This window comes from Paenibacillus alkaliterrae, from assembly GCF_021532375.1.
Lineage (GTDB): Bacteria > Bacillota > Bacilli > Paenibacillales > Paenibacillaceae > Pristimantibacillus > Pristimantibacillus alkaliterrae.
The window spans coordinates 50,571-74,920 of record NZ_JAKGAP010000019.1 but is presented as its reverse complement, the minus strand read 5'-3'; the positions used below and the strand labels follow the sequence as shown (position 1 = coordinate 74,920).

Sequence of the window (24,350 nt, the reverse complement as noted above, 5' to 3'; positions counted from 1 at the left end):
TCGATCCTTCCGTCAAGGCTAATCAGTTTTGGGACATGTAACTATCCACAGTTTATTCACACAACAATACCTACCTAATATGCAATAAGTAGTCACCTACTGGGGCCATATGCTGGGGATCAACATCGAGACGGATATGCGCAAGAAGCTGTTCGACCATGTGCAGAAGCTGAGCTTCCGGTTCTTCGACAATACGAAGACGGGCCACCTCATATCCCGCCTGACCAATGACTTGTTTGAGATCGGAGAGGTTGCCCATCACGGGCCCGAGGACATGTTCATCGCGGCGATGACGCTGATCGGGGCCTTCGGCATAATGGCGTTCATTAACCTCGAGCTGGCGGTGCTTACGTTCGTGATCGTGCCGATCATTATTTGGCTGGTGCTGTTCTTCAACGGTAAAATGACAAAAGCCGTCGACCGGCTCCTCTCGGATATGGCCGATTTCAATGCGCGCGTCGAGGATACCGTCGGCGGCATCCGCGTCGTTCAAGCATTCTCGAACGAGCGCCATGAACGCAAGCTGTTCAAAGTAAACAACCTGCGTTTCCGCGATGCGAAGCTTTTCTCGTATAAGCTGATTGGTTTGAACTCTTCGATTACGTACATGCTCATGCGTCTGGTCATGGTTTTCGTGCTGATCGCGGGCACTTGGTACGTCATTAAGGGGGAGCTGGATTACGGGCAATTCGTCGCTTTCGTGCTCCTGACGAATATTTTCTTTAAGCCAATTGAGAAAATTAATGCCGTTATCGAGAGCTATCCGAAAGGGATTGCCGGCTTCAAGCGCTACGTAAAGCTGCTGGAAACGGCGCCAGATGTGGCCGATAAGCCGAATGCGGTTCATGTCGACCGCCTGCACGGCGATATTCATTACCGGAACGTCACGTTCGGCTATGAAGGCGAAGCGAAGGTGCTGCAAAATATTAACCTCTCGATTCGCGCAGGCGAGACGATTGCGTTCGTAGGACCGTCGGGCGCCGGCAAAACGACGCTGTGCAGCCTTCTGCCAAGGTTCTATGAGGTTGAGGCCGGCGGCATAACCGTCGACGGCCATGATATTCGCGGCCTGAAGCTGGAATCGCTGCGGAAGCAAATCGGGATCGTGCAGCAGGATGTGTTTCTGTTCGCGGGCACGATCCGCGAGAATATCGTTTACGGCAAGCTTGGCGCGTCGGAGGACGACATTTGGACGGCGGCAAGGCGAGCGCGGCTGGAGGAGTTCATCCGCGCTCAGCCGGATGGGCTGGAGACGGTCATCGGCGAGCGCGGCGTGAAGCTGTCCGGCGGGCAGAAGCAGCGACTCGCGATCGCGCGGATGTTCCTGAAAAATCCGCCGATCCTCATACTTGACGAAGCGACCTCGGCGCTTGATACGGAGACGGAGGCGGCGATTCAGCAGTCGCTAGCCGAGCTGTCCGTCGGCCGGACGACGCTCGTCATCGCGCATCGGTTGGCCACGATCAAAAATGCCGATCGCATCGTCGTCGTCACCGAGGACGGCATCACCGAGCAAGGCCGCCACGAGGAGCTCGTGTCGGCAGGCGGTATCTACAGCCGCTTGCACCAAGCTCAGTTCGGCAATCGGTAAAGATAAGGGCTTTCCTGGAGGTCGGAGAAGATGACCATCAGGAAAGCCCTTTTTCGTGCAAGTAACTCGTATTAGTAGGTCCGTTCATGCTCTAACTGGCCTCAAGCGGGCCTGCGCGTTGGACATAGATCTAGAAACTAGATCTAATTCCTCCAAACTAACCAATCCAGCGAAAATAGATCTAAAAATTAGATTTAATATGTGCATATCTGCCTCAACTGGCCTCTTGTGGGCCGCAGCTCCGGATATAGATCTAGAAACTAGATCTAATTCCTCCAAACTAACCAATCCTGCGAAAATAGATCTAGAAACTAGATCTAAAATCTCCGTGCATGCTCCAACTGGCCTCTTGTGGGCCGCAGCTCCGGATATAGATCTAGAAACTAGATCTAATTCCTCCAAACTAACTAATCTTGCCGAAATAGATCTAGAAAGTAGATCTAATGTGTCCGTACCTGCGTCAACTGGACTCAGAGCTAATGGGGCGTGAGAGGGTAAAGTTACTGGACAAATCCAATATAGGACGCCGTATGGGGCGTAATTGTGCGAAGTTAATGGATAAATCCAACATGGAGCGTCGGATGGTGCCAGCGAGAGCGGAGTTACTGGTTAAATCCAGCATAGCCAAATATTTCACACCATAAATAATATACCCCCTAAAGTTCATCGAAATAACCAAAGGGTTATTCCGTTGTCTACTTTAAGGGGCGCATCTTGGAGATAAGTTAAGCTTGCTCTAAACGCAGTTTAGCTGCCGCCAGCCGAGTCCTTCACGGGATCGAGCTCAGGCTCAGCCTCAGCCTCAGCCTTGCGGGGCTTTTTCGCTTTTTCCCATCTGAAAATTTTATTCAAGCCCTTGTAAACCAGCTTCGATTCCTTCGTCAGGAGCGGGCCTGAAATCGCGAGAATGAGCACGTACAAAGCTGCGAATGGCTGCAGCAGCTCAAGCAGGCCGCCGGCTTTGCCGAGGTTCGCCATGATGATGGAGAACTCGCCGCGCGACACGATAGTGAGTCCGATATTGGTAGATGCCTTAGGCGATAGGCCTGCGCTCCTGCCCGCAAGCATGCCTGCGAGGAAGTTGCCGAACAGCGTGATCGCAACGGCCCCCAGCGACAGCCATACCGCGCCGCCAAGCGCGAACGGATCGATCGTAAGACCGAAGCTGAAGAAGAACAAGGCACCGAAGAAATCGCGGAATGGCAGAATAAGATGCTCAATTCGCTTCATGTGCACCGTCTCCGCAAGCACGAGACCTACTAACAGAGCGCCGATTGCTTCCGCAACGTGAATCGTTTCGGAAAAACCCGCCACCAGGAACAGGACGCCGAATACGAGCAGAAGGAACAGCTCATTTGAGCGGATATCAAAAATTTTATTAAGGAGAGGCGCAGCCTTCCGTCCAATAATGAGAAAGAGAAGCATGAATCCTAATGCATACGAAGCGGACAGCAGCACGCCGCCTAAGGAGGACGAGTCGCTGAGCACCAGTCCGGAGAGGACGGAGATATATACCGCTAAGAAAATATCCTCGAACATGATGATCCCAAGGATCATCTCGGTCTCCGGATTGGCCGTACGTTTCAGATCGACGAGCACCTTCGCCACGATGGCGCTCGAAGATATCGTCGTAATACCGGCAATAACCATCGTCTCCGCGACAGGGAAATCGTTGATCCAGCCGAAGAACAAGCCTAAAGTAAAGTTGATAAGAATATAAATGGTTCCGCCAACCGCGATAGAGCGGCCCGATTTCATTAACCGGCCTACAGAAAACTCCAGACCTAAATAGAACAGCAGGAAAAGCACGCCCAGCCGTCCCATAAATGCAATGAGCTCTGCACTGTGAATAAACCTGAAGTCCAGTATGCCAACGTGCGGCGCATGCGGACCTACGGCCATGCCGATTAAAATGTAAAACGGGATGACGGAAAACCGAATTTTTGAAGCTAATAGCCCGACTAAGGCGATGAGTATAACGGCAAGTCCGATTTCCAGCACCATGTGATCCATAATTAACGGCTCCCATTTTGCAGCATGAGCTTCAGAAGCTTCAATTGCTGCCGTTCCCCTGCAACGATAAGGGTGGTGTCTGCTTTAAAAATATAGTCGGGGCCGGGATTGATATGCTTAGCGTCTTTCTCTACAGCGGCAATAATGGTTGCGCCGGTCGTCTGGCGAATGTCCGCCTGACCGATTGTTCTGCCGATGCAGGCTGCGTTAGGCTCGATTTTGTACCATTCAATGGTCAAGTCATCAAGGGCGACTTCAATGGTATCAAGCGCCTTCGGCTTGTAGGTCATACCGCCGACGATGGCGGCAATTTGCCTAGCCTCTTCATCCTCAAGCGTAACCATGGAAATGCTATCGTCTGGATCCTCATAGTCAAAATGGTACATTTCGCGGCGTCCGTCATCATGAATGATAATGACAAACTTGTCACCGCTTCTCGTCATGATTTGGTATTTGCGGCCGATGCCGGGCAAATCGGATTCTCTAATATTCAATGTGTCAGCCTCCTCATTTGTTGTTAGTATACGAACGAAATGAGAATTTTAGCCAACGAACAGAGAGGTATATTTGATCGGAAACAAAAATAAATTACGCAAACTCTGGGGTATGGAGGTGCTTAACGCGGAACGAAGGGTGATGGATAACGAGTAGATAAGTTTACGCGCGTGCGCGATGGCGCCCGGCAGGACGTTTATCGGCGGCAAAAAGTGCTTTTTATTCGCATTTTGCCTGTCGACCGTCACGTATGCCGTTCTGGCTACAGCGTTAATCCGGCTGGTGCCGGCCGTAAGCTCGAAGAAATTACTGGCTTGGTAGGCGAACAGAGCTGCAAACAGCAAAGGAACGATAACAAGTAAATTCATTAATTGATTGCTGCAAAAACGACCGCGAACGTACAAGCTATGGTTCATCTGCTCACCTCCAAAATAGTAGTTAATATAAGTATAGCTTATAATTTCGAAATTACAAAGCACATACCCCAACGCTGCTGAATTGACGATCTCCGCCTGGCGTTATAGAATGGGGGGATGTTTTTTGAATAATGAAACGTGTATAAGAGAGAAAGAAGGTTGAACTGGATGGGAGTTCTACAGAAACAGCTGTCGCCCCTCGTGCGGTCGCTTGATTTGAAGCCGCATGTCGAAGGCGGATGGTACAAAGAGATTTGGAAGGCCGGCTTCACCATTCCGCAGGAAGTGCTCGGGGCTCCTTATTCGGGACCGAGATTCGCGGCATCTTCGATTTATTTCCTGCTGCATCCTGACGAATTTTCCGATTGGCATACCGTTTATTCGGACGAGCTGTGGATGTGGCATTCGGGGAGTCCGCTCTTGCTGACGCTTGGCGGAACCGGTTCCGATCCGAGGACAAGACAAGAAATCATTGTTGGGCCTGACGTGGAGGCGGGACATCAGCCTCAAGCGTTGGTGCCGGCGAACGAATGGCAAATGGCGCGGCCGCTTGGCGACGAGCCTGTTCTCGTATCGTGCGTCGTAGCACCGGGCTTTCACTACGATGATTTCAAGCTCATTAAACGTTAGTCAAAGTAATTCCTGTATCCCAAATACCTCATTTTACTCAAATCGCCATCATACGGGTGAAAAGGGTGAAATAGATATTTGAAACAGCTCAATGAACGGCCTGTCGCCTGCCGGATTATCAACGTGTTACGGACATGAGAGACACTAATTCAAAGAAAACCACTGTTATCGAAATCTAACGGACGTGAGGAACGTTATTTCCAATAAATCAAAGGGAATATGGCAAAAATCGGTCCCATAAGGCTTCTCATGTCCGTTAGATTTTTCAAATACCTCATTTTGGGATGATAACGCCTCTGATGTCCGTTAAACCGTTAGCCTACGGAGCAAAACGCGGGCTAGCTGCTCGTTCCGTAAGAACACTGTTTCCGGAAGTCTGGTTATGACTAGAAAAGCTAGGACGTCATGCCCTCAAGCAAATATTAAGATAGCAGCTTACGATACGCCATATAAAAAGGGGCTTACCCTAAGTCATTAATCATGACTTTTGGGTCAGCCCCTATATTACTTGTCTATGTCTATAGCACCGATTTTATTTTCCCTTGCCTAGCGATGCAATAAATAAAGCCGTTAGCTTTGGATCCCACTGCGTACCCTTGCCCTCCTCCAGAATGGCGAGCGCACGTTCATACGTCATGCCCTTCCGATAGGGACGATCGGAGGTCATTGCATCGAACGCATCCGCAATTGCGATAGCGCGTCCGATTAACGGAATGTTTTCGCCCGCGAGTCCGTCCGGATACCCTTTGCCGTCATAGCGCTCATGATGCGAGCGTACGCCCGGCAGAAGCTCGGCCATCGCATCGGCAGGCTCGATTTGCTTTAAAATATTTTCGCCCAGCACGGGATGCAGCTTGATTTGATCAAATTCTTCATCGGTTAATCGGCCTTCCTTGAGAAGCACCGCATCTCGCACGCCAATTTTGCCGATGTCATGCAGAAGCGCCGTTTTGTGCAGCAGCTCGAGCCGGCTTTCGGACCATCCGCCCATGCGGCCGATTTGCAGGGAGTAGCCGGCTACACGGGTTGAGTGACCGGCGGTATACGTATCGCGGGCATCGAGCGCGGCCGCCAAGGTCATGAAGTAGCTTTGGAGGAGCTGGTTGTTTCGCTGCTCGCGCTCCTTCAGCCCGCCCACCATATGGTTAAACCCCGCGACCAGCCTGGAAAATTCGTCAGAATAAATGTCGGCAGCGCTCGTCTCGAAGTTGCCGGCTTGCACGCTGCTCATCGCATTTTGAATCGTATGTATGGGATCCTCGATAGTTCGGGACAATAGCGTCGCGCCGAGCAGGGAAAATGAGATGCCGATGACAAGGATAATGCCTGCCCATTGCCAATAGGCGTCTGTGCTCAGCATGGGAATGTTGTCGAGCCGAATTTGCGAGGCCAAGCTGAACAACAGTAACGGCAGCGTTCCGATCAGGAAGGCGCTCAGCCGGAACTTGGTACGGATCGATACGAGAACCCGACCGCTTAGCGTAAGATCCTGCTTGTATAGCTCGATGTGCTTGTCGCGAATAAAAGTAACGACGGGCCGTATCGTCTTGGACGTTAGGAAAAATTCAATCATCGCGTGCATGCTGGCTACCATGAACGCGCAGCCAGCTGCGATCCCGATATAATAATAGGGAAGTGTTACCCATTTCAGCTTAATTAACAGATAGGCAAAAGTGACTGCTGGTATCACCAGGCCCAGAAAATGAGGGCCAAAAGTACGCCTAACCGACAAGGTCGGAAATTTGTGCGTTTGCAGATAGGCATTTTTTAGCTGGTTCGAGGCGGGATGCGGCTCTTTGAAAGCGGCTTGTATCGGCTTAAGGTGACGATAGAAGACGAAGAGCTCGCAGCTGAGCATAATAAACAAAGATACGACCAGCATACTGCCTAGCAGCAAAAGCTCATTGGACGGAATCGACAGCGTCGAGAACATAATGACGCCTCCGACGCCAAGTACGGCAACGGTCGATCCGAGGATGTAGTTGCGAAGAAGCTGGTTAAGGAAAGAGGCATATACGCGGTCGGCTGTCGGCTCGCGTTTCGCAGGTGAATGCATAGAACGGGACCTCTTTTCCACGGAATCTATATGTCTAGTACACATTACCTATAGTATAAATCGGTATTTTAGAAATGTATATTAGAGTTCGTAAATAAAGAAAGCCCGCGACCGTATGCTTTATAGCTACGGCGGCGAGCTTCATTCTATTGTTGCTGCGTACCTGTTCTTGCCCTCGCGCTTCGCTTGATAGAGCGCTTGATCGGCGAGCGTGAACAGTCCATCCTGCGTGATGGCATATTCGGGCTTCCAGGTCGCTGAGCCGAGACTGATGGTGACGTAAGGTCTGCCGGTTGATTCGGAATGGGGGATTTGCAAGCGTTGAACCGCCTCGCGAAGCTGCTCAGCAATGGTGGCCGCACGCTCCTGACTCGTTTGCGGCAAAATAATGGCAAACTCCTCGCCGCCGTAGCGGGCGACGATATCGAGCGGACGCTTCAGCGCCTTCCGCATGGCAGAGGCGATTTGCCGCAGGCATTCGTCGCCCTTCTGATGCCCGAAGGTGTCATTGAATGTCTTGAAATCGTCGATGTCGCAAAGCATGAGCGTAATAGGCATATCGTGGTGCAGCGCATCTTTCCACTCCTGGTTCCATGTTTCCTCGAAGGTGCGGCGATTCGCAATGTTCGTCAATTCATCGATATGCGAGAGCGCATGCAAAATTTGATACTGCTCCAGCATCTTCAGTTCAATCTCCTTGCGAGGCGTAATGTCTCTGGAAACAGCTACCAGCGTGTGGGTCCGATCCTCCTCATGAAACACGACCCGGCTCGTCGTTTCGAACCAGCGGTATGTGCCGTCCTTCCGGCGCAGCCGATAGCTAATCGTGTTTGCGTCCATTTGATCGTAGATAAGCTCCTGATTCTCATATAATCGCTGCTTGTCATCGGGATGGCAGATGAAGGCTGGCGTTCGTCCGATCAGCTCGTCATCCCGGTAACCGAGAAGGAGGTAGCAGGCAGGAGAGACGTACGTGTAGGAGCCGTCGCGGCTATGCTTCGAGATCATGTCGCTGGAATTTTCGGCCAGCAGCCGGAAGCTCTTCTCGCTTTCCTGCAGCTTATCCGCCGTGCGCTTCCGCTCCGTTACCTCGCGGAAATGAACTGACAGCCCGAACTCGGACGGGTATACGTTCGCCTCAAACCATTGATTATATTGCGGAATAAATTGCTCATACATTCGCTGCTGCTGCGATTCCATCGCGAGCCGGAATTCGTTCTCGCTTATTGTCCCGACCAAGGAAGGAAAAACGTCCCACATGACATGGTCGATTAGCTGCGCCTCGCTGCGCCTGAACATCTTGGAGGCCGCCTTGTTCGCATAGATGAAGCGGAATTGTTTGTCGAGCGAGAAGAAGGCGTCCGAGATGCTTTCCAAAATATTCGAAATACGACGGTTAAGCTGCTTCACCTCGGATTTCGCCTTTACCTTTTCCGTTATATCCATCATTTGCGAAATGAAATGAAGCGGGACGCCCTGCTCATCGTAGACAATCGAGACAGTTAACAGCACGTTAACGAGCTTTCCCGATTTATGGACATATCTTTTCTCAAGCTGAAACGTATCTATTTCACCTTCTAGCAGCTGCTTCGTATAAAGGAGGCCTTTTTCGAGATCATCCGGATGTGTAATTTGTGCGTAGGTTTTGCAATATAGCTCTTGCTCTTCATAGCCTAACATGGCTAGAGCCGAGGGGTTAACGGCCATTATGCGGCCTTCTAATTCAACTAAGGCCATGCCGATTGGCGCGTAATGGAAAGAACTGCGGAACAGGTCCGCATCGCGGTTTGATTTCGGGATTAGGGTCAAGCTTGGCACCTCTCCTATTGTAGGAACTGGACACGGATGTATCCTATAGTACAGAATAGATCAGCCGCACCCTTTTGTCTACAAAATACAACCAATAATTACATAGAACTGACTTTTTTCAACAAAGTTCGTTAGTGAAAAATAAAAGGAAGTGCCAAAAGTCGTAGACTCTTAGGCGCTTCCCGTAGTGTTAGCCGACAAAGGACGGCACAGAACCGAGCTGCGAACAACCGCAGCTAACGGTTCGTGCGCAGCGCCAGTCGTTTACGCTTGTTATACGCTTATGGCTCCGACCGACGCTTTTACGAGCGAAATGAATTTCGGCCGTGCTTGCTCGGCTACGCGAACGACCTGCTCATGAGTCAGCGGCTCAAGCTCATCGCCGATTGCCATGTCGGTAATGCAAGTAATGCCGGCCACGCGGATTCCAGCGTAATTCGCCGCGATGACCTCCGGCGCGGTTGACATGCCGACGGCATCGGCGCCCCATCCGGCCATCATCGAGAGCTCGGCCGGCGTGCAGTAGGCAGGACCGCTGATGCTGACATAGACGCCTTGCTGCAGCTTAATGCCAAGCGCTTCTGCTTGGGCGGCGACGATGGAGCGAAGCTCGCGGTTATAAGCCTGCGACATATCCGGAAAGCGCGGCCCCAGCTCAGGAATGTTGGCTCCCATGAGCGGGTTGCTGCCTGTATGGTTAATATGGTCGGTAATCAGCATCAGATCGCCGGCAGCGAAAGAGCGGTTCATGCCGCCTGCCGCATTCGTAACGAGCAGCGTCTCTATGCCGAGCTGCTTCATCACATAGACGGGGAAGACGACCTCCTTCATGGAATAGCCTTCATAATAATGAAAGCGGCCTTTCATGACGAGCACGGTTTTGCCTTCGAGCCGGCCGATCACGAGCTCGCCGGAGTGGCCCTCTACCGTAGAGACGGGGAAGTGAGGGATTTGCCCGTAAGGAATGACGATCGGTTCGGTAACCTCGTCAGCCATAACGCCTAGGCCCGAGCCGAGAATAAGGCCGATTTGCGGCTTCGTTTGCAGCCGATCACGCAGGTAGGCAGCCGCTTCGTTTATTTTGCTAAATATATTCTCCATGGGGGATGAACCTCCTTTATAACCATCATAGCGTACGGAATGAACAAAAGTAAACAAACGGCGGTTTGGACAAGGGGGCGTTGTTGTTTCGAATAAAGCTTCGTATAATGTAACTTAATATACTAGGGAATGAAGCGGAGGAATCATTAATGAGCAGTATCAATTATACGTCTGCGGAAATAGCCGCGATGATCGATCACACGATTTTGAAGGCGGATGCAACAAAGGAAGAGATTTTGCAGGTTTGCCGGGAGGCGAAGCAGTACAAGTTCGCGACGGTTTGCGTGAATGCGGGCTGGGTTGCGACGGCAGCAGAAGAGCTGAAGGGCTCGGGAGTAGGCATTACGACGGTTGCAGGCTTTCCGTTAGGAGCGACGACAACCTCCTCGAAGGCGGCTGAAGCGAAGTTTGCAATCGCGGATGGCGCGACGGAAGTAGACATGGTACTGAATATCGGCCTGCTGAAATCGGGAGACTTGGAAGGCGTGCAGCGTGATGTCGAAGGCGTGGCCGCTGCTGTAAAGGGACAAGCGGTGCTGAAGGTCATATTGGAGACCGGACTACTGACGGACGAAGAGAAGGTAACGGCAAGCCAAATTTGCAAAAAAGCAGGCGCGGACTTCGTGAAGACGTCAACCGGCTTCGGCAAAGGAGGCGCTACTGTGGAGGATATCGCGCTCATGCGCCGCGCGGTAGGCCCTGACCTTGGCGTCAAAGCATCCGGCGGCGTTCGCGACCGCGAAACAGCCTTTCAAATGATCGCGGCCGGCGCAACCCGCATCGGCGCAAGCTCCGGCATCGCCATCGTAACCGGCGGCCAGGGTGAGGGGTACTAGTTGGGGTGTTCGAACTCTGATTGAAGGGAGTTCACCATTACATTTACTCCGATGATTTTACAGCCAAGGTTAGCGCTCGACGCTGATTGTCACGTTAGCGCGCAGCTCCTTGCCGGGTTCCAGCATAACGAGCTCCTCTTGGCGATTTAGCTCTCCGGTCATGGCCATCCATGGCTCCACGCACACGAAGGGACGATCCTGCACCGACCACAGCACCATGTATTTGAATACATCGTCATAAATCAGACGCACGCGGGCGCCTTCTGCACCCGGGAACGAAATCTCACTTTTCTTCGTATCGAGCAGGCAGACGGATTCCACGAGTCCCTCCAGATCAATGACCCCGTCGAATGGCTTCTCCTCATTGTCATTGTAGTCGACATAGCGAGTCGCATCCGACTCATAAGCGATCCGTTTACCTGAGTCAATTGCGAAATAAGGATGGAAGCCCGCGTAGAAAGGCATCGCCTCAGACTCGCCTAAATTGCGGTATTGCTGGCGTGTATGTAATTGGCCGTCCTTCAGTACGTAGGTGAACAGCAGCTCGAACTCAAAAGGGTAGGATTCCAGCGTCTGCTCATTGCTCTGCAGCCTAATCGTAATCGAAGCCTCGCCCTCCGTCCGAGTGCCGGCTGCTTCCCATACCGCGGTACGGGCGACGCCGTGATTGGCCATTTTGTACGTTTTTCCGTTCCACTCGTACGCTTGCTCCTCCAGCTGGCCGCAGATCGGGAACAATATCGGATTGCCGCCGCGGATATTGGCGGCAGGGTTCTCAAACGTGGACTTGTCCAAATAAAACAGCTCCAGCCCGTGCAGCTGGCAGCCGGTAACGATCCCGCCCCGCTCCGGACATACCAGCACGCGCGAGTTGGTGCTTTGTTCCGTTAATTCATACAAGGTATACGTATCCTGATAGCTGCGTACTTCGTAATTGCTCACTTTCGTTCCCTCCAATTGATTAAATGCAAACCATTTAAATTAATCATATCACAATCCTCGCGCAAAGCGCCCAGGTATTCAGCCTATAGGGGCGTTTTGCTCTCCCTGTCATCAGCCAGCTGTACGCCAACGGCAGCAGGTAAAATGCGCGTTTCAAAATGGTCGAATCTAGTAAATCAAATATCCGCGCCAATTCGGATTAATAGAATAGTATATAGTAGCTTCAGAGAGATACTTTTTAATTTCTGAAGCGAGCCGCCCCAAGCTCCTCCCTCCGAGCGAAAGGCGGCTTTCGCATTTTATGCGCCGAGTCATCTTTTCATGCGCGGATTGCCAAAAAAAAGGCGGAGCCCACTTAAGATCTAATCGATCAAAAGGGAGCTTCCGCCTTCTTCGCGCTTTATTCTACAGCGTTCTCGGTTGTCGCTGCGTCCTCAGGAGCCGTTGCCGGTTCCGGCGCAAGCGTGTTGGTGATCTTCGCTTTCCCGCGGATTTCAGTCATCCATGCTTCGGACAGCTCATTCGCTTCCGTAGCGACAAGCTGCGTCCGGATTTCTTCCTTCTTCTCTTCGAACGTGGGTACGACCGCTGCTTTCTCAGCCGTTTTCTTAATGATATGGAAACCGTGCTGCGATTGGACAACGCCGCTCAGCTCATTCACCTTCAGAGCGAAAGCCGCCTCTTCGAATTCAGGAACCATAGCCCCTCTGCCGAAGAATCCAAGATCGCCGCCGTTGTCCTTCGAGCCCGGATCCGTGGATTTCTCCTTGGCGATAGCTGCGAAGTCTCCGCCTTGCTTCAGCTCGGCGAGAATCGCATCCGCTTCTTCCTTCGTAGCTACGAGGATGTGGGAGGCTTGTACTTGCTCAGGCGTGCCTAGCGATTCTTTGTTTGCATCATAAAATTGCTGAATCTCTTCCGCCGTCACGTCGGTCCTAGGCTCTAAAATTCCGCGGATCGTTAAGTTGATCTTTGTATCCTTCTTCAAGCCGTCCAGCGTCATATTATATTGAGCGAGTGTGTTATTGAACTCCTCGTCCGATCCGAAATTTTTCTTGATCATGTCGATCTCGGCATCGACATCAGCATCCGTAACCTCAACGCTGGCAGCTCTTGCTTCCTGGTTGATCAACTCTTCTGTAATCATGTTCTCCAGCGTTGCCTCGCCGCCCGCAAGAACCAAAGCATCGTACAGCTTGTCTTTGCTTATGTTGACGCCATTGACGGTTGCAACGGCTTCGTTGCTGCTTCCTCCGAATGGCGGCTTGATTAGAACGATCACCAGCAAAATAGCGAGAATGGCGGAAATGGCGATCCATATTTTGCCGCTGCCTCCGCCGGGCGCCTGCTGTACCGTTTCCGGATTCGAAGAGGCTGCCGCCGCGCGGATCTCGTCATTCGAAGCCTCCGGCTGTTCTTCCGCTGCTTCCTTCTGAAGCTCTTTCTCAATCGCAGCGTCCTGTTCGGACAGCTGATTCTGCTGTTCCGCATTGTCGTACGTGTAAAGCTCTTCTTTCGCAGTCACTTTCTCTTCTGCGTCTTTTTTGGACTGCGATTCATTGTTATTCATTCCATGAACTCCCTTCGATTTTGCCGTACTTCCCATACTATAACAAAATGGAATCGAAAAAACCTTAATCTAAAATAAAAATGTGGCTGGCTTAAGGCAAATACCGCACGCATTAACTTCACTATTTATAGGAAGCGGGAGGGATGATATGATAGTGTAAAAAGATAATCCAACATTATCCTACACGATTCGCGGCAGCCGGGAAAGCTTCATCTTATCATTCCCATATTCTGACCATTTTACAACCCTTATCCGATTGAGCCGACAGGCGGTATGTTCACGATTATTTATTATGAATGAAATGTAGGAGGAAATACGCTTGCATAAAAATACGGGGGTCTTCACAAGGTTGATCGTATCGATGCTCGTCCCGCTGCTTGGCTACGCGCTGCTGCGGGAATCGGCAATCGACAAGAGCATCAATGCGCCGCAAGAGCATTTTTATATCGTTAGTCTCGTTTCCGGGCTTGCGCTTGCGCTCGCGGTCGCAGTCGGAATCGTGGCGATTCAGCTGCGCAACATCAAGATTAGCTTCCTGTCGCTGTCCTATGTGTCGCTGGCAGCGATGTTCGTCCTGCACGGCTTGTCTACCCCTGGCTTTCTCATGCATCATTCCGGCATTTCAGGCAGCGCCGCTCAGCTTAGCGTGATTCTGGCTGTCGTGTGGCTATGGTTATCCTCGGTTTCGGTCGATCAGCCGCTTATCAAGCGGTTCGCGCAATGGCAGCGGCTGCTGCTTCCGATATGGACGCTGATGCTGTTCGCATTCTGCGTATTTTTATGGTTATTCCCGGACTTCACTCATTATTTCCATTTGAAAGAATCGCCGGCAAAATGGTATTTTACGATTTTCATAGTCGGCATGAACGGATGGACGATGTACCGGTATTTGCAGACTTATTTGTCCTCCAGGTTTCCTCTGCAGCTATCCGTCGTATACAGTACGGGCTGGATGATCATCGCCCAGCTCATCATCGTAAGCGGTCAACCCTGGAATGCCAGCTGGTGGCTGTATCACTTCTTACTGCTTGCCTCCGTTATTATTATGGTCGCAGGCATCATCAATCAATATGTCAGCTCCAGATCCATAACGGCATCGGTCAGGCTGATGTTCCGGGCAAATCCGAGGGATTGGATCAATACGTATATGTCCACCAGCGTCAGAGAGCTGGTCATGACGACGGAGGCCCGCGATTCGTATACGGCAGGCCACAATTACCGGGTTGCCTTGTATGCGCTGAAACTCGGGGAGGAGCTGTCGTTGTCGCCCGCGGAGCTGCGCGCCATTGCGCAGGGCGGGCTCGTCCATGATGTCGGCAAGCTGCGAATACCGGATCATATCTTGAACAAGCCGGGTAAGCTTACGCCGGAGGAGCGGCAGGTCATTGAGGTGCATCCCGTATCCGGCTACGATTTGTGCAAACGGCTGGGCTTTATGCCGGAGGAGCTGTCCGTCATTCGCTCGCATCATGAGAAATGGGACGGAAGCGGATATCCGGACCAACTGGCCGGCGAGCAAATCCCATTGCTCGCGCGCGTGACGGCCGTTGCCGACGTGTATGACGCGCTAACCTCCTCGCGGTCCTACCGCAAAGCGATGTCGCATGAGGCGGCCATGGACATTATCGTGAAGGAGAGCGGCCGGCATTTTGATCCGCGCTGCGTGGAAGCGTGGCAGAAGCTGGTCCAAGAGCAGCAGCCGTTTTTTGAGGAGACGATCCGGAGCAGTCCGCATTTGAAGCTGGAGCGCAAGCTGGCGAAATAACCGCATTTTCTTTTACGGAGACATAGCGTTACAATAGAAGCTGCAGGCTTGCTTCATTTTTTTGGAATCACGATACTAACGATCAAATGGGGGATCTCGAACATGACTTATTCAGCGTCGAACAATCGATATGAAGGCATGAAGTATAACCGTTTAGGGCGCAGCGGCTTGAAGCTGCCCGCTATTTCTCTGGGACTCTGGCATAATTTCGGCGGCGTTGACCGTCTTGAGAACGGACGGGCCATGGTTCGCCGGTCATTCGATCTAGGCATTACCCACTTTGACTTGGCCAATAACTATGGTCCGCCTCCGGGCTCAGCTGAAGAAACGTTCGGCCAAATACTGAGGCAGGATCTCGCCGCATACCGCGATGAGCTGATCATCTCGACGAAAGCGGGCTACCATATGTGGGAGGGTCCGTACGGCGAATGGGGCTCCCGAAAATATTTGATCTCCAGCCTGGACCAAAGCTTGAAGCGGATGAACCTGGATTACGTCGATATTTTCTATCACCACCGTCTGGATCCGGATACGCCTCTTGAGGAAACGATGGCCGCGCTCGATCATGTCGTGAGGCAGGGCAAAGCGCTTTATGTCGGCATTTCGAACTATAGCGCGGAGCAAACGGCTGAGGCGTCCGCCATTTTGAAGAAGCTTGGCACGCCATGTCTGATTCATCAGCCTTCCTACTCGATGCTGAACCGCTGGATCGAGAACGGGCTGCAGGATGTGCTGGAGCAGGAAGGCATCGGCTCGATCGTATTCTCGCCGCTTGCCGGGGGCATGCTGACGAACCGTTATTTGAACGGCGTCCCATCCGATTCGCGCGCGGCAGGTCCAAGCGTGTTCCTGAAGACGGATCAAATTACGGACAGCAAGCTGAACAAGATCAAGCAGCTTCATGAGCTTGCGCAGGAGCGCGGACAATCGCTTGCCCAGATGTCGCTCGCATGGGTACTCAGAGGCGGTAAAGTAACCTCGGCCTTAATCGGCGCGAGCCGGGTCGAGCAAATCGACGACAATGTCGCGGCCTTGAACCGCCTGGATTTCAGTGACGGGGAGCTTAGCCGGATCGAATCGATTCTGGCCGCTGAATAGAATATAGCTGGTAAAAAGCCAGAGCGCTTTGATGGATATATACAATAACTTCTCGCTTATGTATTACTCCTAACTTAGCGACCGGCTTATTCAAGCATAGATTCTCACAATTGCCAATTAATCTCGCGAACTGCATAAGTCATGTTAAACAAACTATGGTTCCATTATATGTATATGAATAAAATCACATAATGATGAACGAAGCCGATTTTAAATGTTGATCCGATTCATATATGAAGTGCCATCTGACTTAAAGGAGAAAGAATTGAATATCAGAAAACTAAATTCAAATGAAAACTACCCAATGGAACTGCTGTTATTAGCAGACCCTTCTCGAAAACTTGTTGAGGAATACGTTATAAGAGGGGAATGTTTTATAGCTGAAAATGACAATCAAATTATTGGAATTTACGTACTTTTACCTACAAGACCTGAAACGGTTGAATTGGTGAACATTGCGGTTGCGGAAGAGATGCATGGTAGAGGTATAGGGAAACAGTTAGTGTTGCATGCAATACAAACAGCCAGGTCGAGAGGATATAAAACAATAGAAATGGGTACAGGAAACTCAGGCATAGGACAACTAGCCCTTTATCAAAAATGCGGCTTTAGAATTGTTGGTGTTGATGTAGACTTTTTCATCAGGCATTACCCAAATGAGATTTATGAGAACGGGATACAGTGTAGGGATATGGTTCGATTATCTCAGGATTTATAGGGAAGGACTTCACTAACTGGAAACTCTAGCTCAATAATGTCATCGGCTTTCTCGATACGTGGCACTTCTTTTTTCAAGATTCCCGTTTAAAATCGATCAGTCTAAGCGAATGCCTCCGGACTTTACCCAGTTAACAAACTTCATGAGTCCCAACGCAGCGTCTTCCACCGGAAAATATTCCAGCCCTACATATCCTCTAAACCCGGTGGCCTCAATCGCTTTTAATATGTTCAAATAATAGAGCTCGCCGGTATAAGGCTCATGTCTTCCGGGAACTCCGGCCACGTGGAAATGCCCGATTTTATCGATATTTTGGGTAATGGTTGAAATGATATTCCCTTCCATTATCTGCATATGATAAATGTCGTAAAGCACTTTGACATAAGGGCTGCCGACTTCGTCAACAATCTGAAACGCCTCTTTGGAGTTGTATAAATAATAGCCTGGATGGTCGACCAGTGTATTAAGCGGTTCGATCACCAGCATAATTCCCGCCTGCTTCAGGAAAGGCACGCATGCCTTCAGCCCTTCTACAATGCTGCGGTGCTGCTCCTCCCGGGGAACGCCCGGTATTTCTTGTCCGACCTGAGAAATAATGTGGTTGCATCCCAGCATCTGAGCAACGGCAATCGTTTGCTTGACACCTTCAATATATTCCTGCCTTTTGGAAGGGTCGGTCAAACTGATGTATTTGGTCACAATCCCTGCAACCGTAAGTTGAAGCGCCTCTTTCGCAGCCTGAATCGCTTGCAGATTTTTATCCCACCAGCTCCAAAACTCAAAAGCGTTAAAACCTGCTCGTTTAATCTCTTGCATGCTTTTGACAAAATCTCTGCCTGAATACACGGCATCGATGGAAACGGAAAATTGCATCTACATCCCCTCCACTTTCTTGTAAAATGACTTCCGATCTGCTTCTACCGGAGTTGCTTCATCAAATAGTCCGCTGTGCGAATGGCCAGAGCGACGGTTGTGAGCGTAGGGTTCGCCGCACCGCTCGTCGGTATTACGCTGTTGTCCGCTACATAAAGGCCCTGCACACCGTGGACCTGACCGTACGGATCGGTTACGGAAGCGGCAGGGTCGTAACCCATCCGGCAAGTTCCCATATCATGGTATACCAGACCGGTAGCAAGCGTACAAACTGATGTTAACGTCGCTTGCGAGGCAGCCATTGCCCGCTTAATTCCTTCGCCCATCCGTCGAATCACTTCCTTGTCTTTGGCGCTGTACGAGAATTGGACTTCCAGTTCAGGAACGCCATATTCGTCCACTCTGAGCGGGTTCAGTGCAACATAATTCTCATACCGCGATTCGACTACACCGGAAGCGCCATATCCGAGATTTGCTTGCTCAAGCATAGGTTTTAATTCATACAAATAGTCAAAATAAGATGCGCCTATCTGAATTTGGTATTCATGTTCTGCCGTACGTGGAATTAATAGAGCTAGTACCCCCAGTGTCTCCGGAAAATCAGCGGTTTGAATAGTTCCAATGCCGTTCACCCTGGAATGTGTCGTTAAATAATGGCCGATCGCTCTTCCGGGAATGCCGGAATAAAGCAATATGCGCGGCGTCTCGAACGTGCTGGCTGATAAAACGACGGTTTTCCCTTTCAGGTCATACGTCTGTTTATCCCTGGTTATCACCTTCACGCCAACTGCCTTCCCGTTGTCGGCAAGCACCTTAGTCACGCGGGCTTTCACCGCCAGGTCAAAGCTCCCAAAGCTTAAAGCCCAGGCAAAAAATGCCATAGAGCTGAAAAATACATTGGAGCGAATATAGCCGTATTTGGTTGGCTGCATGTCTGCTGCTAACGGTTGGGGAACGGTTTCGGGAAATCCGTTGCTCAGCAGGCGGTTTAGGAGGATTTCTGAAAATGAAGAGTTTTTGCTGTAGTCTTGGGAAATGGTCATGATCTGCTCGGCTATCGTGTAATAGCGGTCCATCTCCGCCGAAGAAACGGGCCACTGCGCAATATCAAGCGGATGCATACGAGGAGTGACCGCATTCCAAAAAATACTTCTTCCGCCTAACCCGATATAGTTCTCGAAATAGTGCTGCGCCGACGCAGACAACGAAAGATCGCCCGTGCCGCTCGGCTTTGCTGCTGCTATAGGCTTCCAAAGCTTGGGGTTTCTCATAAAACGGTATAAGCGGTCGCCGTTTAAGGTTGGCACATTTTGCGCATTAGTCGGCAATACCAGATCGCCGGCTTCGACGATTGCGATTCGCTTGCCGCTTTTTCTCCATTGCTCGCATAATCTCCAGAGAACAGCGCCTCCTCCGGGCCCCGTACCCACAATGATTACATCATAATCCGTTTGGGCCATCTTCTCCAGCGGCGTGAGCGGAATCCACTGATCCAAATATTGTCCGGGACCGAGAGGAGCCGGAATGTCGCAGAAGGGCTCATTCGGCAGCGTGGACGAACCGGGGGGAGACGAAGGGAAACGGATCTGCATACCAGCCACGTTCAGATCGGGATATGCAATGACCGGATTCCACGAAAGCAGATCCTCGATGGCAATGTCATATTTTTGTGAAATCGTTCGCAGCGTATCCCCGTCATGGGCAAGGTAGATTCTCATCCATTCACCTATCCTTTCGACGCAAATTTTGATATAGGGATGCAGGTGTCAATTCAATTGAATATATGCTATTTGAAATATGTCCTATACCGCTTATGTATCGATCCTGCCTTGACGAGCAAAGTCGCATAATATAAAAAAATCTTCCTCGCGTCATTCTGAGGAAGATTCTCATAGCCGATATGGTTAACAAACTTCAAGATAAAGCTTTGTGCCGTCGTTATACTGAAAAATAGCCACATCGCGCACCATTTCAACGGATTTGATCCGTCTCCATTTTTTGCGGAAATCAAAGTCCAGTTCCAATTCGTACAATTTATGATGAAGCATATCTACAGCTGCGGATTGTTCGTTAAGGTAATAGACAGGGACAGAACGACTTTTGAAGGTAACGATTTTCATCATTTCCTATTACACCTCCGATCGATTTCCTTTCTAACAAATCTAGTTGAAGCAGCCGCTGGACCTCGAACAGCTATTAGCTGCTTATCGCCCAGCGGATGACCGCAAGAATGAATAGATGAAGCGGGTAAAAGCTGCGCCAAATGATTCGGGGTATCCGGATTTTGCCTGCGCTGCTCATGAAATCGGGCGTATAGACGAAGAGCATGGTTGCGAACAAGCTGAAGAGCTGAATGAACCAGCCCTTTACCATAAAACTTACCACGTTAAGCGAGAAGTGAAACAAAGTCATCCACTGTGCTGCGGCATAACGATAAATAAGAACGAGAATGACGATATACGCGCCGTAGCTGAACGGCAAGGTCTCGAGCAATAGCATGAAGCCGGCGGCGGCCAGGTAAGGGGTGACGCGCTTTTCCTTCCACTTGTCAAGAAGGACCAGCAGCAGGAGGCACATGAACAGGGAACCTGCTGTGTTCACTTCAAGCTGATGAAAGGCGAGTTGATAGGGCAGCTGGGAGAGGAGGGCGATGAAAGCCAAACGCTTTAAATAACGCTGCATGTCACTGGTGCGGAAGTAACCAAGCACGATAGCGTATGCATAGAACGGCATGGCCAGACGTCCAATGATTCTCCATACAGGGTCCTGCGGGAACCAGATAAGACCGATATGATCAATAAGCATTGTCAGCATGGCTAGAAATTGTATGGAGCTCACCTTCATTTTAGCTTGTTGCACTTAGTATACCATAAGGGGCTGACAAAATGATGAAGAGAAAGACCTCCGGGTCGCTTGGCGCGATTAGGGAGGTCTCCATGGTTCCATATGCGGCTACAGACCGGCATTCTTCTGCAGCCGGCGGGCGATTTCGATGAAATCCTCCTGCGATATTCCCGGCGCGAACTCCTCCGGCACCTCGCTCAAATCGGGCATAGGCGCCCCTTGCGGCGATCCTTGAATAACCTCAAGCTTCGCTCCTGTAAGCGGATTTTGACCATTCCAAATGAGGACAATATCCTTATAATCGTTTGGACTGAACGTATAAAGCTTGTTGCCAATCCCCATGGCTTCATACTTGCGGGCGGTCTCGAAGCTGTTGTTGCTAAGATCAGGGATTGGAATGAGCTTCTTCACGTCTACGCCCGTGGCTATTTCGAGCGCCTTGGCGTACGCGAGCACATGGACGCCGCCTCGTACAAGCAAATAGCCAATCATCGCACGCGCGGTCGGATGATCAGTCATTTCGTAGACACGCATCTTATGTGTTCGCGCTCCGCATTCCAGGAAGAAGTTATGCAGCAAATCCAGCACGAGGTTGCCGCTGCTGAATACGTTGTCGCCGGTCCAGGCCCGGCCCATCGAATCGCCGGGCATTGACGTTTGAGCGTTTGCGATGAAGAAATAGCTGTTGCGCTTATTTACGCCTTCCTTCAGCGGCGCCGAATTCGGATCGCCGGGATGGGTGCTCCCCGTAAGCACCATATTAATAGTATGGGATACGAGCTCCACATGGCCGAACTCCTCGGCCGTTATGCTGGAGACAAGATCATAAAACGGTTTAAGCTTTTTCCGCTCCCGAAAATTAAACGATTGATACATATAGTTATTTAATGTGGACATTTCCCCGTATTTTCCGCCAAGCAGCTCTTGAACTGCCGCCGCCGCATTCGCATCCGCATAAGGGGATGGCGGAAGCTCCACCTGAAGCCGATTTATTCGTTCTATCACGAGTCTGCTCACCTCTTTCCATCGACAATGCCTTTTCCATTCATATGTATGTCGGCTGTCGCAGCCGTAGACCGTCAATGTCAAAAGGGACAACCTTCTGTCGAATCGTTGCGTCTGAGGCCGCAGGGTTATATGCAATGAAATGATATCTGATGGATTTCAACGTTTGACGGGGATTAGTCGTCCATACCACACTCCTAAAGCGGCATAGAATAGAGTATGTTCAAGAGAGGGGGGAAATCAATGTCATCCAATTTAAAAATGAAAGTCCGCAGTGTTAAATCCAAAAGCAAAACGACTAGCCGCGCTCGCGTTTCTTATTCTAGCTGCAAATACAAAGACGATCATAAAAGCTGCGGTCATAAGCATAAGCAAGACCCGGCTGTCGAGGGCGTGCAGGAAGCAGGCAAGGAATTAAGCGACATTTTTAAACAGCTTAAAAATGAAAATGTTGCGGAAAAGCTAGTGAAGGCGATTCGTTGCCGCGATGCTAGAGCCGTTCAAAGTTTACTGGATTGCGATTGTCGCGTTGTGGACTTCTTCTGTACTCACGATAAGGATTGCGTCAGAATTTGCTGCGCATTCGGACGCTATAAAGATGTAACGGTAACGTTCGATATTTGCATCAAAAGAGTAGAAGATCCTTGCGGCCGCAAATACTGGTACTAATTTATTCAAGAAGGACTGTCTTAAAAGGAGCAAATTGCTGCTTTCGGGCAGTCCTTTCGTATTATTGCCGAACGATCATAAATATAGCTCGCCGGATGGGACGTTAAATGGCGCATAAGAGTGGGAATGCTAGTTTCTAGATCTAAGTTAGCAGAATGAGCTAGCTTGGCGGGAATAGATCTATTACTTAGACTAATTTTGGAGAGTGCTGTGTTTTTGAAGCCGTTTGGAGGGAGGAGCAGCGAATTAAGTCTAGTTTCTAGATCTAAATTTGCTGAATGGGCCAGCTTGGCGGGATTAGATCTATTTCCTAGACTAATTTTGGATAGTGCTGTGCATTTGACGCCGTTTGGGGGGAGGAGCGACGAATTAAGTCTAGTTTCTAGATCTAAATTTGCTGAATGGGCTAGCTTGGTGGTATTAGATCTATTTCTTAGTCTAATGGTGGAGAGTGTTGCATAAATCCAATTTAGCGAGTTGGTTGAGGTGTATTTTAGTTGGAATAGCCCCTTTTGGCCGCTCCGCGGAGCTGCGGCGCTAATTACCTTGCGCCGCGCCACACGGAGTTTTATAACATACATGGGTTAATTGATCAGTGGTATGCCATTTGGGAGCGGGCCTGGGGATTCCGGGGGCCGTCAAACGGTATCGGCGCTCAAATTACGTACAGCCGTACAGCTTCCGCAGGACGCTTACGTAATAGGAAGGGTCTCGCGGCACGAATTGGCCGGCCTTTACGACTCGCTGCGCAGGTACGGGCCGTCCGTCCGCATCGGATAGCTCAACGCCGATCGCCGCAGCCTCGGTTAGCGAGCCCTCGAACATCGCAATCAGCTCGTCAAGGTCAGCCTCATATACGCCGGCCACTTCTTCGGGCTGCAGCCGCAGCTCCGTCAACGGGGTCTCGCAAACAAGGGCGAACACGTCGCTAATCTCGCGGTCGATGAACAGGGCGCCGTTTACTTCGCCGCCAGCCTCCTCGCGAATTTGTCCGAGCGGTATAAGCTGCTCGAACTCGGCGGATACGCCAAGCTCCTCCTCGAGCTCGCGAATCGCCTCTCGCATCGTTTCGCCTGCAGCCAGGTGTCCGGCAGCGGTTATATCATAGCAGCCCGGATTCGTATCCTTGCCGGCCTGGCGCAGCTGGAACCGCACGAATCGGCGGTTCCCTTCCCGTCTGGTCAGCCAGCAATGAAAGGTGCGATGCCAGTGGCCTCTCGCATGCGTCTCGGTGCGTGTGGCCGTGCCCATGTGGCGAAGCTGCTCATCATATATGTCGAACCGCTCTTCAGCCATGAGCGGCTGCCTCGAGCTGGGACGTGCAGTGCCTGCAGCGAGTTGCCTTGACCGGCACCTTGGACAAGCAGTAAGGGCAATCCTTCTCGGTCGGCTCCGCAGGCGCCGCTTCCTTCTTCTCATTGCGGCGCAGCACATTGATGACCTTCACGAGCAGGAATATACAGAAAGCTACGATCAGAAAGTCCAGCAATACGTTAATGAAATTACCGTATGCGATGGCTGCGGCAGTTGATTTTGAATCTGTTGTCAATTCGGTTGTGTCTACAAGGTAAAACTTCAAATGCTTGAAATTTACTCCGCCCAATAGTCTTCCGATTGGCGGCATAATGATATCGTTTACGAGGGATGTAACGATTTTGCCGAATGCTCCTCCAATGATCACCCCGACTGCGAGGTCAATGACATTGCCTTTCATTGCAAATTCTTTAAACTCTTTGACGATTTTCATCTTGTCTTCTCCTATCAATTGGTTCTATTATTGCCCGTATCTGTTCGAGCCTCTTTTACTATAATAGCCGAAGTTGAGGAGAAGAGAAACTCTGGACACATTCTGACAAAAATTTGCAAAAAAACAGAGAAAATAAAAAGGATTTTAAAGGAAATTGTCGAATTTGAGTATT

At 50.7% G+C, this 24,350-nt stretch carries 21 protein-coding genes and 1 pseudogene; 7 read left to right on the top strand and 15 right to left on the bottom strand.

Annotated elements, in window-relative coordinates; all coding sequences use genetic code 11:
• Positions 1-88 precede the first annotated feature (88 nt).
• Positions 89-1,591: pseudogene (locus tag L1N85_RS10605) on the top strand (ABC transporter ATP-binding protein); the annotation flags it as partial.
• 747 nt (positions 1,592-2,338) lie between these two features.
• Here L1N85_RS10605 and L1N85_RS10600 read toward each other — a convergent pair.
• From L1N85_RS10600 to L1N85_RS10590, 3 genes are read right to left on the bottom strand one after another with little or no spacing between them, the layout of a single operon-like run.
• Positions 2,339-3,604, bottom strand: a complete 1,266-nt coding sequence (locus tag L1N85_RS10600; RefSeq protein ID WP_235237535.1) for a cation:proton antiporter — start codon at positions 3,602-3,604, stop codon at positions 2,339-2,341.
• A gap of 2 nt (positions 3,605-3,606) precedes the next feature.
• Positions 3,607-4,098, bottom strand: coding sequence for a cation:proton antiporter regulatory subunit (locus L1N85_RS10595; protein WP_235237534.1), 492 nt, complete (start codon positions 4,096-4,098; stop codon positions 3,607-3,609).
• 48 nt (positions 4,099-4,146) lie between these two features.
• The gene (locus L1N85_RS10590) at positions 4,147-4,515 is read right to left on the bottom strand and encodes a hypothetical protein (RefSeq protein ID WP_235237533.1); all 369 of its coding nucleotides are present in this window, start codon (positions 4,513-4,515) and stop codon (positions 4,147-4,149) included.
• A 168-nt stretch (positions 4,516-4,683) separates the two neighbouring features.
• Between L1N85_RS10590 and L1N85_RS10585 the strand changes: the two genes are divergently transcribed.
• The gene (locus tag L1N85_RS10585; protein WP_235237532.1) at positions 4,684-5,145 is read left to right on the top strand and encodes a cupin domain-containing protein; all 462 of its coding nucleotides are present in this window, start codon (positions 4,684-4,686) and stop codon (positions 5,143-5,145) included.
• Positions 5,146-5,677: 532 nt separating this feature from the next.
• Here the strand turns inward: L1N85_RS10585 and L1N85_RS10580 are convergent.
• From L1N85_RS10580 to L1N85_RS10570, 3 genes are all read right to left on the bottom strand, one after another.
• Positions 5,678-7,201, bottom strand: a complete 1,524-nt coding sequence (locus tag L1N85_RS10580) for an HD-GYP domain-containing protein (protein ID WP_235237531.1) — start codon at positions 7,199-7,201, stop codon at positions 5,678-5,680.
• A 141-nt stretch (positions 7,202-7,342) separates the two neighbouring features.
• The gene (locus tag L1N85_RS10575) at positions 7,343-9,010 is read right to left on the bottom strand and encodes a GGDEF domain-containing protein (protein WP_235237530.1); all 1,668 of its coding nucleotides are present in this window, start codon (positions 9,008-9,010) and stop codon (positions 7,343-7,345) included.
• A gap of 273 nt (positions 9,011-9,283) precedes the next feature.
• A complete protein-coding gene (locus L1N85_RS10570) occupies positions 9,284-10,111 on the bottom strand; it encodes a purine-nucleoside phosphorylase (protein WP_235237529.1) in 828 nt (275 codons plus the stop codon).
• A 149-nt stretch (positions 10,112-10,260) separates the two neighbouring features.
• Here L1N85_RS10570 and deoC point away from each other — a divergent pair, with 149 nt between their 5' ends.
• On the top strand, positions 10,261-10,947 hold the full coding sequence (gene deoC, locus L1N85_RS10565; RefSeq protein ID WP_235237528.1) for a deoxyribose-phosphate aldolase: 687 nt from the start codon (positions 10,261-10,263) through the stop codon (positions 10,945-10,947).
• A gap of 69 nt (positions 10,948-11,016) precedes the next feature.
• Here the strand turns inward: deoC and L1N85_RS10560 are convergent, their stop codons facing one another.
• Positions 11,017-11,889: an aldose epimerase family protein gene (locus L1N85_RS10560; RefSeq protein ID WP_235237527.1), complete on the bottom strand. Its 873-nt coding sequence runs from the start codon at positions 11,887-11,889 to the stop codon at positions 11,017-11,019.
• Between the two features lie 400 nt (positions 11,890-12,289).
• The gene (locus L1N85_RS10555; protein ID WP_235237526.1) at positions 12,290-13,459 is read right to left on the bottom strand and encodes a foldase protein PrsA; all 1,170 of its coding nucleotides are present in this window, start codon (positions 13,457-13,459) and stop codon (positions 12,290-12,292) included.
• 319 nt (positions 13,460-13,778) lie between these two features.
• Here L1N85_RS10555 and L1N85_RS10550 point away from each other — a divergent pair, with 319 nt between their 5' ends.
• From L1N85_RS10550 to L1N85_RS10540, 3 genes are all read left to right on the top strand, one after another.
• Complete coding sequence (locus L1N85_RS10550) at positions 13,779-15,224, top strand: HD-GYP domain-containing protein (protein ID WP_235237525.1); 1,446 nt, start codon at positions 13,779-13,781, stop codon at positions 15,222-15,224.
• A 102-nt stretch (positions 15,225-15,326) separates the two neighbouring features.
• On the top strand, positions 15,327-16,322 hold the full coding sequence (gene mgrA, locus L1N85_RS10545; protein WP_235237524.1) for an L-glyceraldehyde 3-phosphate reductase: 996 nt from the start codon (positions 15,327-15,329) through the stop codon (positions 16,320-16,322).
• A gap of 265 nt (positions 16,323-16,587) precedes the next feature.
• Positions 16,588-17,040 (top strand): GNAT family N-acetyltransferase, encoded by a 453-nt coding sequence (locus L1N85_RS10540; RefSeq protein ID WP_235237523.1) that lies wholly within the window; start codon positions 16,588-16,590, stop codon positions 17,038-17,040.
• 96 nt (positions 17,041-17,136) lie between these two features.
• Here the strand turns inward: L1N85_RS10540 and L1N85_RS10535 are convergent, their stop codons facing one another.
• From L1N85_RS10535 to L1N85_RS10515, 5 genes are all read right to left on the bottom strand, one after another.
• Complete coding sequence (locus L1N85_RS10535) at positions 17,137-17,913, bottom strand: hydroxypyruvate isomerase family protein (protein ID WP_235237522.1); 777 nt, start codon at positions 17,911-17,913, stop codon at positions 17,137-17,139.
• A gap of 44 nt (positions 17,914-17,957) precedes the next feature.
• Positions 17,958-19,631: a GMC oxidoreductase gene (locus L1N85_RS10530; RefSeq protein ID WP_235237521.1), complete on the bottom strand. Its 1,674-nt coding sequence runs from the start codon at positions 19,629-19,631 to the stop codon at positions 17,958-17,960.
• Positions 19,632-19,817: 186 nt separating this feature from the next.
• Positions 19,818-20,036, bottom strand: coding sequence for a hypothetical protein (locus tag L1N85_RS10525; protein WP_235237520.1), 219 nt, complete (start codon positions 20,034-20,036; stop codon positions 19,818-19,820).
• Between the two features lie 73 nt (positions 20,037-20,109).
• On the bottom strand, positions 20,110-20,757 hold the full coding sequence (locus tag L1N85_RS10520; protein WP_235237519.1) for a TraX family protein: 648 nt from the start codon (positions 20,755-20,757) through the stop codon (positions 20,110-20,112).
• Between the two features lie 108 nt (positions 20,758-20,865).
• Entirely contained in the window at positions 20,866-21,762 is an 897-nt protein-coding gene (locus L1N85_RS10515) for a manganese catalase family protein (RefSeq protein ID WP_235237518.1), read from the bottom strand.
• 243 nt (positions 21,763-22,005) lie between these two features.
• On the opposite strand from L1N85_RS10515, the gene L1N85_RS10510 reads away from it, so the two are divergent.
• Entirely contained in the window at positions 22,006-22,431 is a 426-nt protein-coding gene (locus tag L1N85_RS10510; RefSeq protein WP_235237517.1) for a hypothetical protein, read from the top strand.
• A 660-nt stretch (positions 22,432-23,091) separates the two neighbouring features.
• Here L1N85_RS10510 and L1N85_RS10505 read toward each other — a convergent pair.
• Both L1N85_RS10505 and mscL read right to left on the bottom strand, forming a co-directional pair.
• Entirely contained in the window at positions 23,092-23,727 is a 636-nt protein-coding gene (locus L1N85_RS10505; protein ID WP_235237516.1) for an NUDIX hydrolase, read from the bottom strand.
• Complete coding sequence (gene mscL / locus L1N85_RS10500) at positions 23,720-24,178, bottom strand: large-conductance mechanosensitive channel protein MscL (RefSeq protein ID WP_268818226.1); 459 nt, start codon at positions 24,176-24,178, stop codon at positions 23,720-23,722. The genes L1N85_RS10505 and mscL overlap by 8 nt, the downstream gene beginning before the upstream one ends.
• Positions 24,179-24,350 lie beyond the last annotated feature (172 nt).

Excerpts from the sequence above, each read along its gene's own strand:
- L1N85_RS10600 (WP_235237535.1), bottom strand. The coding sequence starts at position 3,604 with ATGGATCACATGGTGCTGGAAATCGGACTTGCCGTTATACTCATCGCC.
- L1N85_RS10590 (WP_235237533.1), bottom strand. The coding sequence starts at position 4,515 with ATGAACCATAGCTTGTACGTTCGCGGTCGTTTTTGCAGCAATCAATTA.
- L1N85_RS10585 (WP_235237532.1), top strand. The coding sequence starts at position 4,684 with ATGGGAGTTCTACAGAAACAGCTGTCGCCCCTCGTGCGGTCGCTTGAT.
- L1N85_RS10580 (WP_235237531.1), bottom strand. The coding sequence starts at position 7,201 with ATGCATTCACCTGCGAAACGCGAGCCGACAGCCGACCGCGTATATGCC.
- L1N85_RS10570 (WP_235237529.1), bottom strand. The coding sequence starts at position 10,111 with ATGGAGAATATATTTAGCAAAATAAACGAAGCGGCTGCCTACCTGCGT.
- deoC (WP_235237528.1), top strand. The coding sequence starts at position 10,261 with ATGAGCAGTATCAATTATACGTCTGCGGAAATAGCCGCGATGATCGAT.
- L1N85_RS10555 (WP_235237526.1), bottom strand. The coding sequence starts at position 13,459 with ATGAATAACAATGAATCGCAGTCCAAAAAAGACGCAGAAGAGAAAGTG.
- mgrA (WP_235237524.1), top strand. The coding sequence starts at position 15,327 with ATGACTTATTCAGCGTCGAACAATCGATATGAAGGCATGAAGTATAAC.
- L1N85_RS10535 (WP_235237522.1), bottom strand. The coding sequence starts at position 17,913 with ATGCAATTTTCCGTTTCCATCGATGCCGTGTATTCAGGCAGAGATTTT.
- L1N85_RS10530 (WP_235237521.1), bottom strand. The coding sequence starts at position 19,631 with ATGAGAATCTACCTTGCCCATGACGGGGATACGCTGCGAACGATTTCA.
- L1N85_RS10525 (WP_235237520.1), bottom strand. The coding sequence starts at position 20,036 with ATGATGAAAATCGTTACCTTCAAAAGTCGTTCTGTCCCTGTCTATTAC.
- L1N85_RS10520 (WP_235237519.1), bottom strand. The coding sequence starts at position 20,757 with ATGAAGGTGAGCTCCATACAATTTCTAGCCATGCTGACAATGCTTATT.
- L1N85_RS10510 (WP_235237517.1), top strand. The coding sequence starts at position 22,006 with ATGTCATCCAATTTAAAAATGAAAGTCCGCAGTGTTAAATCCAAAAGC.
- L1N85_RS10505 (WP_235237516.1), bottom strand. The coding sequence starts at position 23,727 with ATGGCTGAAGAGCGGTTCGACATATATGATGAGCAGCTTCGCCACATG.
- mscL (WP_268818226.1), bottom strand. The coding sequence starts at position 24,178 with ATGAAAATCGTCAAAGAGTTTAAAGAATTTGCAATGAAAGGCAATGTC.